General features: G+C 27.3%; 9 protein-coding genes and 1 other RNA gene. All 10 read right to left on the minus strand.

Annotated elements, in window-relative coordinates; genetic code table 4:
* Positions 1-110: 110 nt before the first annotated feature.
* A complete protein-coding gene (locus SPM_RS00470) occupies positions 111-947 on the minus strand; it encodes a MurR/RpiR family transcriptional regulator (RefSeq protein WP_004027645.1) in 837 nt (278 codons plus the stop codon).
* An 88-nt stretch (positions 948-1,035) separates the two neighbouring features.
* Positions 1,036-1,164 carry a hypothetical protein gene (locus SPM_RS06905; protein WP_004027646.1) on the minus strand — a complete coding sequence of 43 codons (129 nt, stop codon included), beginning with the start codon at positions 1,162-1,164 and terminating at the stop codon, positions 1,036-1,038.
* Between the two features lie 193 nt (positions 1,165-1,357).
* Positions 1,358-5,668 carry an ABC transporter permease gene (locus SPM_RS00475; protein ID WP_004027647.1) on the minus strand — a complete coding sequence of 1,437 codons (4,311 nt, stop codon included), beginning with the start codon at positions 5,666-5,668 and terminating at the stop codon, positions 1,358-1,360.
* 22 nt (positions 5,669-5,690) lie between these two features.
* The gene (locus tag SPM_RS00480) at positions 5,691-7,883 is read right to left on the minus strand and encodes a hypothetical protein (protein WP_004027648.1); all 2,193 of its coding nucleotides are present in this window, start codon (positions 7,881-7,883) and stop codon (positions 5,691-5,693) included.
* A gap of 75 nt (positions 7,884-7,958) precedes the next feature.
* Positions 7,959-8,861, minus strand: coding sequence for a hypothetical protein (locus SPM_RS00485; RefSeq protein WP_004027649.1), 903 nt, complete (start codon positions 8,859-8,861; stop codon positions 7,959-7,961).
* Positions 8,862-8,978: 117 nt separating this feature from the next.
* The gene (locus SPM_RS00490) at positions 8,979-9,914 is read right to left on the minus strand and encodes an alpha/beta fold hydrolase (protein WP_004027650.1); all 936 of its coding nucleotides are present in this window, start codon (positions 9,912-9,914) and stop codon (positions 8,979-8,981) included.
* A gap of 186 nt (positions 9,915-10,100) precedes the next feature.
* Positions 10,101-12,008: an ABC transporter ATP-binding protein gene (locus SPM_RS00495; RefSeq protein WP_004027651.1), complete on the minus strand. Its 1,908-nt coding sequence runs from the start codon at positions 12,006-12,008 to the stop codon at positions 10,101-10,103.
* Between the two features lie 102 nt (positions 12,009-12,110).
* A complete protein-coding gene (locus SPM_RS00500) occupies positions 12,111-13,037 on the minus strand; it encodes a hypothetical protein (protein ID WP_004027652.1) in 927 nt (308 codons plus the stop codon).
* A 147-nt stretch (positions 13,038-13,184) separates the two neighbouring features.
* Positions 13,185-13,552, minus strand: an RNA gene (gene rnpB / locus SPM_RS06355) — RNase P RNA component class B.
* Positions 13,553-13,598: 46 nt separating this feature from the next.
* A complete protein-coding gene (locus tag SPM_RS00505; RefSeq protein ID WP_004027654.1) occupies positions 13,599-13,925 on the minus strand; it encodes a DivIVA domain-containing protein in 327 nt (108 codons plus the stop codon).
* Positions 13,926-13,980 lie beyond the last annotated feature (55 nt).

A 13,980-nucleotide genomic window follows, 5' to 3' on the forward strand; every position in this document is an offset into this window, starting at 1 on the left:
TCAATAAACATATATCTATTTTTTTGCTACCTATGTATATGATAAAAGAAAGTGCAATAATTACAAGGTAAAATACTTAATCTGTAATTTCATCTCAAAATTTGGAAATTTTAAAATTTTGGTACTAATGTTTTTTCTAACATAACACGATAATACTCTAAATCAGTTGCTAACAAAGAAAAATAAATCATATCTAACGCAAATAATAATGCAAAGCGACTAGTTGTTGAAATTAAACGTTCAATTGATTCATTACTACTAATTGTAATTTCATAATCTGCTAGATTAGATAAAGTATTATTTGATTGTCGACAAACAATTGCAATTGGAGTATGATTTTGATGACAAATTTTTGCTAATTTAATTAAATCTAATGTTTCACCTGAATACGAAACAAAAAAGGCTAAATCACCTTCATTTAATTGTTGCGCTAAAAAATACCCGTTATGAAAATCATTAATTGCAATAATATTAAACCCAATTCGTAATAATTTTTCTTGAAAATCCTTCGCAACATTATAAGTTCCTACAATTGCAAAAACAACAATCCGACGTGCTGCTTTAAAATGTTTAATAACATTAGCAATAATACCCTTCTGATTTAATGTTAACCGAAATGTATCATGTAAACTACGAATAATATTATTATATGTATTGAACATTAAACTATTATTAGTTTCACCAACCATAATACTTTCTTCACCAGCAAGGTTATGGTTAAAATATTTAATAATATGAATTAATTCTTTATATCCGTCTAAATTTAAATATTTAGTAAAACGATTAATAGTAGCAATTGATGTATAAGTACATTCAGCCATTTCTTTAATAGTAATTTCAGGAACAATCATTAAATTTTGTAAAATATATTTTGCAATAAAAGAAAAGCGGTGGTCAGGATCTATACTAATCTCTTTAATTTTACGAATAATTTCATTTTCAGTCATATTACATCAACTCCTTATTTTTTTTCTTATTATGTCGTTCCATAACAAGTCACATAATCATTATCACAAAAAAGCCCAGACCAGCAATTTATAATAAAACAATGGCTGGAATTAACAATTTTAAAAAATAACATAATAAACCAATTAAAGCTAATAAAGTCATTCCTAATAAACTACCATTAATTATTCACTTTTGTTTTGTTGTAAAATTAAACATTTCAAACCCTCGTTAAAAAGAAAACATCTTATTTAAAATAAGTTCTTTCTATTAACTATACGCTATTTTTACTGTTTTTAAAACCTATTAATGGATTAAAATAAAACTATGGTTTTAAACCATAGTTTTTTAAATAATGTTAACTTTCCATCATAACAATTTCTTGAATATTTAATTGATTAATTTTTTTCATTTAAATAAAGTATGAGATAACATATAAAATAATAATTCCTCCCAAGATAATTGGTAATGTAATTAGTCCCGTTCCAATTGGAACATAGAAATTAAAGAACATTAAAATTTTTTGAGTAATTGTTCATGCCAAACCTCAAGTGATAAAATATCCAAGTAATCAACCAACAACGGCAAAGGGAATAAAAATTCCTAAAGTTAAATTATTAATTTCTCAGCGACTATAACCTTGTACTTTCATTGTTGCAATAATTTTAATAAATTTTTTAATAAAGAGGTCAATTGCAAAATATATTGTAATAACTGAAACCATAATGATAATAACAATAAAAATTAAAGCAACTGATAAAGCAACGATAATAACCCGACTCATAATTTTGGCTTTAATCCCAACATAATCAGCTGTTAAAACAGATGAACTATAAGAAGTCGTAAAATTATTTAATGATAAATCACCATTTGTTGATGATAACGCATAACGATTAATTTGATCAGATGGTTGGAATTCTGTTGTATATTTTCCATTGTATCATTGCATTATATTTAAGTTACCATCAATGTTATTTGTTGGAAATGAACTAATTTGATTAGCATTATTGATACTAATAAAAAGGCGCGGTGTATCATAAGTTGCAACACTTTTAGCAATTTTAACTTTAACTGGTTTTTGGGTTAAAGATGGCGCAGCTTTAATAAAGTTGTTATCAACAGCAGCTTGATATCACGTTGTTGGAATTCCATCAACAAAATCACCACTATATGCTCCACCAAAACTAAAATCATATGGTTTAATAACTCAGTATTCTTTATCATCAATTTGTTCTTTTCGAATAATTTTATTTTTTCCAACTGTTAATTCTTTTAATAAAGTCCGTTGGACACCATTACTCAATGTAATTGTTTTTTTACTTCAAATTGCTTCCATCGCCGAATTCCTTGGAATTCATAATTCAACATTATTTAAATTATGATATTCACTCTTTCGATCAGCAGTAACATAATATTTCGTTTGTGAACTTGTATTATAAGTAAAATAACTTTTATCTAATGAATACAAACTTTGATAATTATTTAGATCTCATCCAGCAGAATTACCATTTAAATTATATTTTCAGTTTTGATATTTTAAATCTGTATTATTGTTAGTAAATTCTGTTCATTCATTCTGACCAGTATTGTATTGTAATGTTGTTACTTTAGGGGTTAATTCAATTTCTTGCCCAACATTAAGATTTAATTGATGTAATGCGGTAACATTAGCAATTGCGTTAATTACTTTGCTATCATTATTTGCTAAAATAGCACGCTCTGCGGATGATAATTTTAGCATTTTTGTATTTGGATTAATTCCATAAACAGGAAATTGATTATCATTATACTTCCCATCAAAACTAGTAAAAACATCATCAGTTACTGGATTATAACTCATTGTTCCAATTCCCAATGCAAAATGATTTGCTCGATCAGGATTTTTATTTCAATCTTCTTTAACTGCAGCTGGGATAATACCATTTGTTGCTTTACTAAAACATGTTCTTCATAATGAAGGATAATCTTCCTGGTCAGTAAATGGTGGATATGGAATTGCTCCAATTCCCAATGCTTTTGGTAATACGGTACATAAAATTTCTGATACTAAAGCTCGAACACTATCACCAGTCGGAGAATTTTTTACTAAGTTATTTAAATAATTAAAAATTCCCAATGATAAATTAGTTCCTGATAAAGTAACAAAATTATAAGATAACATATCTTTTAAGATGCCAGCTACAGTTGGTTCTTGTTTTACCGCTTTTAATGGTTTAATTGTTGCTCCCCCATCAATACTATAGTAATTTGCTAATGGCGTCATACCACCAATTGGATATAAATCTTGTTCAATCGGATCAGCTGTCTTAGGTACATTATCAATTCCATTTCATGCATAAGTTTTATAATAAGAAAATGGATTATTACTTATGACATTACTATATTTAACTTCACTACCATATTTAATGTTTTTATAATAATTTGTATTAAAATTTTTTGCATAGACTGGCGCTAATAATGAGACAGTCAAAGTAAATGTAACTAAGGCAAAAATTCCTAAATAAGTAAATGCTTGTTTTAATGACGTTGATAAAACAACCATCCGGAAACGTCCAACAAAGGTTTTAAAATGAAAACTACGGACAGTGCGGGCTAAACTATTATCAACTTTTAACTCACGCATTGGATGAATTAAGCTTAAAACTTCTGTTTTATTAATTGAAAAATAACAAGTAATAAAAGTAATAAATGATAAGAAAATAACGAAGAATCCAATTAAGAAAAGCAAAATCATTCAGTTTCAAGTAAAACTTCAATTTATTATAAAAAACATATTAAATAATTTCACTACAAATAATTGGACGGTAATTCCAACTAATCAACCGGTTGGTACAGCAATTAAAATACTAACCATTAAAATGCTTCAATATGAGAGAGCAATTTCACGTAGATAATAACCAGCAGCTTTTAACATTCCAATTTGTGGTGACTCACGTTTAATCATTTCTTTAATAATAATATATGAAACAGCAAATAGTGTTATGGCAAAAATAATAATGAAGAATAAACCAATATAAATATAAACATTAATTGTTTTCGCTAGTAAATCATAGCGCCGTGTTAATGAACTTGTTGCTTCTTTTGGCTCAAAAACACCAATTGAAGGATCATTTCCATGGGCCTTTGAACTTTTGGTTAACATTTGAGTATAAAAATCTAATTGATTGGGATTATTTGCATAATATTTTTTAAAAATTGCTAAATTTGCGGCTGGGTTATTTGTTAAACTTTTTAAAAATACTCGTGAATTATCCTTTAAACTAATTAAACCTTTATTATTATCTTCTGCTAATAAAGACATTCCATAAGACGATAGATAAATAAGAACATCCGTTTTAAAATCAGGAATAAAATCAGTTTCATAAATAGTTGGATAAATATTTAAGGTATCACCACCAGTTGCTCCAATTGTAAATGTTCGTTCACCAATTTGGATGTTATCATGCAAATTTTTATGATGTGCTTTTAGATAATTAGGGCTAACAACAGCATAATAATTACTAATTGTTGATTCATTCAATGATGGTCCTGCCCACTCATTAACCTTATCAAAAAGATTTAATTGTTTTTCTTTTAATAAATCATGCCATCCAATTACTTTATATTTTAAATTATTAGTAATATCCCAAGTTGTAACTTCTTGTCGCATTGCAACATCAAAATTGCTAACAACTCCTAACATTGTGTAATAAGTTTGAACAAAATTAAGAAAAGAACTTCGTTCACTATAATTACCAAAAAAAGGAACTTTATTGAATAAATTACCAATAACCATTCGTGCTTCATTAATTCCAGTTTGATTTAATTTATCAATATATTGCCATGGTGATTGTGCTAAATATTGAATTCGTGTTTCCTTGTTTCCGCTTGCATCAGTTACATTAAAACGAGTAGCAACCCCAAAACTACCTCGAAGTCCTTCTTCAAATAAAGTATTTTGTGAAATATTGGTTACCACTGTTTTATTGTCTTGTTTCCCCAATGTTAAACTAATATCCGGAATATTAAATTTAGTAAAATCATTATCAACTGTTTTTAAATTTCAATCTCAGCGTTCAATTGCTTGCTGGTCGGCATCTGCTTTACCATTAATAAAATTAGCAATTTTTGCTTTAATTTCTTCAATCGTTGCATTAGTCTGTTTTTTTAAAAAACTAGTATTAATATAGTCAGTAACAATTCCTAAAAAGTTTTTATATATTTGCGTTGTATAAAATAGTTTAAAATATTGGTCAGCTAAAGCATTATAACCCATTGCTCGTAATTTTGCTATTAATGAGTTTTGATAATTTGGAGCAGTTGTTCGTAATGTTAAATTTAATGTTAAATTAGTAATTGTACCATCAGTTAATTCAAAATTAATATCAGATGGTGATAATGCAGTAAAAACATCTGTTGCTGCTGCACCAATTGTAATTTTTGGATATGTCAATTTATTATCATTGTTTTCTACTAAAACATATTCTGTATCAAAAGCAAAACTCGGAGTAATTGTTTGCATATTTGAATTTTCAAAATCCATCGCTGAATAATGAAATGAATAATCATAATCAAAGCTACCATAACCCATTTGTCGATTTGCTGATTGTAAACTAGTGACCGTTGTAAATAGACAAGAAGTAATAATTGAACAAATGAAAATCAAAAGGAGCAATGAAATAAATTGCCCTTTTGCTCTAATTATTCCTAAAATTCCTTGCTTCATTAACAATGTTTTTTTCATGTTTAGCCCTTATATTCTCATTTTAATCATTTTCAATTGCATCATAATAACGTTTTCATTGCCCGCTACTATCTTTTGCAAATCATTGAATATTAGAAATTACTCAATATTGATGACTATCATCACCAGGATTAATGTTCATTCAAGTTACTTTATATTTATAGTGCACTTTTTGATAATTATTTCCTAGACCATCATATTTCATAAATCAATCCAAATCCCGATTACCTAATGCTTTTAAATAAGCTGCATTTAAATCTTGATAAGTCTTAATTTCTGATTTTGGAATATATCAGTTTTGATGTAAATATAAATTAGCAGCAACATCAGCATCACCTGTACCTTTATATTCAATGTCATAAGATAATTTATTTTCTTCTAATTGACCATTGCTAATATTTCAATTTGCTCCTAATAATAAATTATTTGAATATTCATATAAAGCATTATTAATTGCTAATAAATCTTTCCGTGTTTCTGAATCTGGATCAAAATATAATTTGTTTAATAATGCTCTTACTGGTTGCGTACTATCATTAAACCATGTGAATGCTAAATCCATAAATGAATCTTTTGCTGGTGTAGATGGATCATCACTACCTGTTAATAATTGTGTAATTTTTGTTTGATTTTGTTCTTGGTCAGTTGCTTCTGATCATGGTAACTTACTAACTTCTGTTAATGCATTGGCACTTTGTAAAATTCCTTTTGATAAGGCAACAACAAAACGATTAATATCATTAACATTTAAGGTTCCTAAACCACCTTCTGATTTTGATAACATCATTTTTGACATTGACTGTAATACTACTTTAAACCCAGGAGTAACTACATTAGCAGCAAGTTTTAAAAAACTACTAATTGAATTATTTGCTTCTTCTTGGCGTTCGACATCTGCTTTAGTATATAAATCATCAAGATATTCACCAAAATCAGTAAATAATTCAGCTAACGATTTTGTTGAAGCATCTTTTTTAAACAATAAGTCAACTAATCGTAAGTTTGGTGTTTTACCATTTCACATTGCATCACGATTTTTATATTGACCTTCTGGTTTATTTAAGTCCAATCCCGGTTGCATTGGTCTTACTGCCAATAAATCACTAAAGACTTGTGATTGCGCATCAAAAAAAACATCAATTTTTTGCTTAATTGCTTGTCTTTCGGTACTATCTTTCCCTAAAAGTTGCAACGCCTTTGTCACTCCAAATTTTGCAAAAGTATAATTTGCATTTTCTTTCGTTGGATCATTTGGTAATTTAGGAGAAGCAAAAATCTGATAATAAATAGCTCCTAAAATACTTCCCATAAAAGTTCCATCACTATCTCCTGATAATGCTAAAAATTTATTCAACTGATTAATATATGCTTTTGATTGTGAACGGTCTGTAAACATATCAGCCATTGAAATTAACTGTAAAATTATCGCTAATTTATCTTGTTCTTCTGATTTTTGTGCTGTTTTAAATGGTCCTCCCGCCGCAAATTTTTGATTATTAATAATGAAGTTTTGATTTGTGTCAGTATCAAATTTAATATCTTTTGTCGCCATTGGATTATAATCCATATTAAAATTATAAAAATATGTTGTTCGTGGCATCTCAAATATTGCTTTATTACATGCATCAACAATGTTTTGATTAATTCTTTTATCATCACACTTAGTTGGTAAAATTTCCTTTACAATTGAATAATTTGACAATGGTCCTCCATCATATCAATAGTTTAACATATTACTATTTTTTGCTAAATTAGGAATTGATGGTAAAGGATCTTTATCAGAATAGTCAGAAATTTTTTTCTTAGTTTGTTTTTCCGTATTATATAATTCATTATCCAATAAATTCATATAATCATAATTTGATGATAAGGTTGTTAATGGCATCCCATCGTTTTTATTTAAATATTTGTCACGATAATAATCAATATCAACAATATTACCATCTTTATCTTTATATGAATCAGGTAGGCGCATTAACATTTGTAACATTGAAGGTGTATATGTATTTAAGTTTTCATGTCGATTTGCAATTGTTGCTTTTGTAAATAAAGTTGTTTGTAAAATTTTTGATTTTAATGGGCCATTAGGTAAATTTTCAACTGATGAATCTTTATATTTATCTTCCGCTGATTTTGCTTTAGTTTTACAACTAGCAGTAAGAGCTGGTGTTGCTACTAAAGTTGCCGCTGCTAAAATATTAAGTAACTTTCGCATTATTATTCTCTCTTTTCTTTTTAATTAATAAATAATTTTAAATCATTGAATTAGTGAAATAAATTAATTCTTATTTTATTCTTGAAGAATCCCTCTTCAACCATTAATTTCATTTCTTAAGAATTTATTTGGTAAATTTTCTAAACCATTTTTTTCACTAATATTAAAAAAGCGAATATTATTTAACAATAATAAAAGTGCAACAAGATCAATTGAATTATCATCATTAATTTGTCATAAATTTTTCATTGTTTTTTTAACAGTTTTTATTAAGAAAAATAAATCTAATAAACATAAAACTTTAATTATTTTTAAAATAATTTTAAAAAACAATGAACGATCTAAAATTTTTAAATCGGCAGACCCATTTTCAAAATTACTAATTAAAATTAAAAAAGTTAAAATTCGGAAAGCAAAATCATGTAAAAATGTTGTTTTTAAATCAAATAAATAAAAAAATGTGATAATAAAAATAATTGAAATATTTTTTATTAACCATAATACTAAAATATGATTATTATTAACATAATAAATTCAGTTTCATAATTGTTTTGTTATTAAAAATGAAAACAACAATGAAAACAAAACTGACATAACTAATTTTAAAATATAGTTTAAAAATTGTTTGTTTATTAAAATAATAATTGTAATAAAAAATTGTAAAACTAAAACAATGCTAAGATAAATACTAGTATCTGTTTTACTTGCATAAATTTGTAAAAGAATAATTTGTAAAATTAAAAGCACAATAAACTCACTAACAGCAAAAGTCGCCATAAAGAAATATCTTGTTGCTAAAGATTTTGTTTCATTCTTTCTAGTGTGAATAGCAAAAAAATATTTTACAATCTTTAAAACAAGATAGCATAAAACAAAATTAGTAAGAAAAATTATTGCAATACATTCCAATAACGGATTAAAGAAAAATGAAGTTGAATTTACGATCTTAAAATTTGATCATTCGTGTAATAAATTCATTTTTCTCTCCTCACAAATTTCAATATAATCCGATATTGCTTATTAATTATATTAAAGCAAAAAGATAGAAAAAACAAGATACTAACTCTTGTTTTTAAAAAAATAAGTTGCTGTTATTTAAACAAAAAGACTCTTATTATAAAAATTTAAAATATCTTGATAAATCTCTTTTTTAATTGGTTCATTCAAAATCTCATGACGAGCATTTGGATATAATTTAACTTTAACTTTTTTTCCTGCCTTTTTATATAAATCAACAGTTTTCATAACCATCTTCCCATATTTTCCAACTGGATCATCAGCACCCGCAATAAATAGTAATGGCAAGTTATCTGGTGTATTTTTAATATTTTTCTTATTTGTAATAAACAACAATCCTGTAAACATATCTTTAAAAGCACTTGTTGAAAAAACTTGTCCTGTTAACGGGTCATTTGCAAAAGCTTCTTGAACTGTTTTATCTGTTGATAATCACTCAGTTCCTAAATTACCTTCCTTTTTATAGCGAGAATTTAATGGTGCATAAGAAAATTTATAAATAAAATTATCCTTTGATTTTGGTCCTTTCATTTTTTGCCCAATTTTAGCCATTTTAACTGAAAATTTTAATAATCGTTTTGAGTAATGAACTGTTCCACAAATAACTAATGCTGCAATATTTGTGCCATATTTTATTGCATAATGACGGACCATAAAAGACCCCATTGAATGACCAAACATTACAATTGGTTGGTTCGGATAACTTTTTTTAATATAAGTTGTTACTTCATATAAGTCATCAATAATTTTTTCTCAACCTTCTTCTTCAGCAAAAAATCCAAGATCCTCTGAAGACAGCGCTGTTTTCCCATGTCCGCGATGATCGTCTGCAATTACAACATAATTGTTTGCTACTAAAAATTTGGCAAAATTATCATAACGAAAAGCATGTTCTGCACTACCATGAACTAGTTGAACGATCCCCTTAATATTTTTATCATCATCAGGTTTTCATTCATACATATGTAATTCAATGCCATCCCGTAAGGTATGTTTTCATTCTCTAAATTTCATTTTCATCATCCCATCAATTTAATGTAAAAGCAATTTTTTACCCTTACAATATTATCCTTCCTAATTAATGTATAGATAAATTATACAATAAATTTCCATAAACATTAGAATAACTCAATTCTCATCCTAAAAATATAAGTTAAATTTATTATTTGCAAATAAAAAAGTGTTAAAATAAACACTTTTTTATTTGCCCTGGTTACCAGCACGATGAAGGTCACGGAATGGACCATCAATCGCAATTAACTCATCGTACTTACCATTTTGAATAATTCCTTGCCCTTTTCCTAAGACAAAAATTTGATCAACATTTTTAATTGTACTTAATCTGTGCGCAATTGAAATCGTTGTTTTACCAACCATAATTTTTTCTAATTCAGCTTGAATTTCTTTTTCCACAATATTATCTAAAGCACTTGTTGCTTCATCTAAAATTAAAACTTGTGGATTTTTTAAAATCATTCGGGCAATAACTAGCCGTTGTTTTTGACCACCTGATAGCATAAACCCTCGTTCTCCTAAAATAGTATTATAACCATCTTTTCAACCCATTACTAAATCATGTAAGTTCGCTTTTTTACAAGCTTCAACTACTTCTTCATCTGTTGCATTAAACATTCCATATTTTACATTATAAATAACATCCCCAAATAAAATTTTTGGTTCTTGCTCAACATAACCAACATGTGTTAAATAACTTGCTAAGTTTAATTTTTTTAAATTAGTGTTATTAACAATAACTTCCCCACTAGTTGGATCATAGAAACGTAATAATAATTTTGAAATTGTTGATTTACCACTTCCAGTTTCTCCAACAAAGGCATAACTTTTTCCTTTTTCAAAAGTCACTGTTGTTTTAGGTAAAATAATAACACCTGGTTTTTCAGGATATTCAAAAACAATATCTTTTAAAATAATATCTCCTTTAACTTCTTTTACCTCTGGAGCATTACGGTTTGGTTCAATTGTTGTATCAACACGAATTAATTGAATAATTCGTTTTGTTGAAGCTGTTGCACGTGCTAATCCTGGCACTAATCCAGTTAATGTTCAAATTGGAAATGCCAAAGTATTAACACCTGTAATAAAGGCTGGTAAAATTTTCATAATACGATTAGTATGTTCTGCGCCTTTATTACCATATAAAATGATACTTGCTAAGACAACAATCACTGTTAAACTTAATGCACATAAAATAATAATTGTTGTCATTCGTGCTTGAATACGATTTAAACGACGATTAACACGGTAATATTCTTTGTGAATTTGTTCAAAACGAACACGTTCATATTCTTCTGTTCCGGTTGCTTTAATTAGGGCGATTGATGCAATTCGATCGGTCACATCTCCATTAACATCTGTAATTTTTGCACGAACATTTTCTGTTTCTGATGCTTGTGAACGGAAAGTTACTGCAACAGCAACCATAAATAATGATGTTGAGCCTAAACAAATCAATGCTAATTTTCAATCAATATTTAATAATGAAACTGCACTACCAATAAATATAATTGGAATACTAATTAAGTTAGCTGGGGTTAACTGTGATTCATCCCCAATAACTTGTGTATCATTAATTAATTTAGTCATTGTTTCTCCAATTTTTTTATCAGAATAATAACCTATGTTTAAATTAACTAAGTTATTTAATACCGCATTACGGACATCGATTTCAATATTCCGTCCTAGCATGCCTCCTACTCGTTCACGAATATTTGTTGTAATTACGGCAATTAATAAGTCCACACCAATGATAATTAATCATATATATCATCGTAATCCTGTTGTTACTGAAGTTGGATCATCACCAAATTCATATAAAATTTCACTCATTAATTGGTTAATTAAAAAAGTCATTATGACAATTGAAGTCGAACTTAATACTAACGCTCATAAAATTGTAAACGAACGTAATAAATAACGACGGTAATAAATTGCAACTAACTTAAAAAAACCAATTCGAGGTGCCTTGATTCTTTTCATCATTTCTAATGGCGTTTCTTGCTTACGAGCTTGATTTTTTTCATGTAATTCATTGTAATCTAAATTCTTTTCAATTTTATTAATATCAATTAATTCTTTAATTTTCCCCATAACCTCACCTCATTTCTTAAAAAATGCGAGCCTAATATTTGCTCTCTTATCAATGTATTATATCAAAAAAATAAAACTTTTTTAAAATTTTAAAAAAGTTTTTTATACATATATTCCATATCGATCAACTAATTGTCTTGTCCGTTGCTCTAGTAACAAAAATAAAGTCGCATTTACAATATACTTAGCCGTAAAAATTCCAAAGAAAATTCCGATAAAAATTAAAGTATGTTGTCATGACTCAAAAATAGATGCCATACCACTATTATCGTGGTCATGATCATGCCCAGCATGCGCAACAGTAATTTGGTTAGATCAATCAATTTGATTACTTGTTATATTCCCTGTCGGAACTAGCACATTCAAACTATCGTGTAGAACATGCGCATGGTCAACATCCGGATGCGTATGACCCATATTTACTAAAATTTTTGCAACAATTAAAAATGAAATTGCTTCAATTAAAGCACATATTGGTACTATAATAACAAATGCCAAGATTTTTTTTCCTCATTTAATATTAGCAATTTTATGATGATGATCATGTGCTTTTTTAACATGATGATATTCATGAATAGTATGGTCTTCGACATTTTCTGGAACCGTAATTTTATGACAAGCATTAAATAAAATATAATAAACAAATCAAGTTACAAACACAACTAAGATATTAGAAATCATAAAGAATGCCATTTCAAGTCAAGTATGATGCCCATCAATTAAATTATGAATTCAGGGTAATGCAATTCCTTCTAATAAAGCAAATCCTAATCCAACAATTGCAATTGAATAAATAATTACTAAAGTATCAAAAAATCGTAAACCAAACGTTGCCCCTCAAGGAGTCGGAACACTAAAAACCTCTAGTAAACTTAATCCAACAGCCATAGCTAAAAAAATCGCAGAAGCAGCAATTTTAAACGTAATTGATCTTTGATTATATAATTCCTTATGAAAAACTGATTTTTTAATCCTAGTTCAAATCTTATCATTTTGTACTGTTAAAACATCGGTAGTATTTTTTTTCATTATCTTTTTCCTTTCTTATTTATAAAAATTATAATTTATTTTTATAAAAAGTCAAGTTTAAATTATGAGTTTTTATAAAAAAAAATTATAACTATCTAAACAAAAATAAAAATAGATTAATATCTATTTTTATTAGTAAAGTTACAACATCATAACCCACGTTCTGTTTTTATTTCTTAAAATAAAATACTAGTTATTTATCTATCAATTATTAAATTGATCCCCTTGTTTTTTCTGCTTCAAAACAAGAAGTTCCCTTACCAAAATTTAGGTTTCTCGCTTGTGGGGTTTACCCGTTCCATTTTTTAAATTTCTTTAAAAACTCGTTTCTGTGGCACTTTTATAGAAAAAACTCCATATTATTTAATAATAACGTAGGATTTTTTTCAGCCGTCATAAGTAACCTTATGCCTAATTTTATGAATTAAATTAGCACAAACACTACAATCATCACAGATTGTGCGAGCGTGGAGTTTCCTCTATTAACAAGATGTTAATAGCAACTAGTTCTGTTATAACTCATATCTATTATACTATATCTTAGAGATTAATTAAATAAATCTAATCGTTATTTATTTTTCCTTCTAAGTTATGAATCCGTTTTATTAAATCCGCTTTTGAAAATCCTTCTTCTTCTAAACGAGCTTTTTGGGCTTTTGTTTCATCAAGTTGAGCTCTTAAAACATCATTTTTATCTTGCAAATCATTTAATTGTTGACGCAAATACTTAATTTCTTTATTAAAGTCATTCGTAATTCCTTCAAAAACGCGATAATCTGTCGCAACCATATCTAAGAATGTATCAACTTCATTTGGATCATAACCTTGATAATCAACTTGGAATTCCTTATTAATAATATCCGTTGCTCGTAATTTAATTGTTTTCATTTTTTACACCTCATTTACAAGGAACAAAGTTCCTTTTTTGATAATTAATTATTAA

It is taken from the genome of Spiroplasma melliferum KC3 (genome assembly GCF_000236085.2).
GTDB classification, from domain to species: domain Bacteria; phylum Bacillota_I; class Bacilli_A; order Mycoplasmatales; family Mycoplasmataceae; genus Spiroplasma; species Spiroplasma melliferum.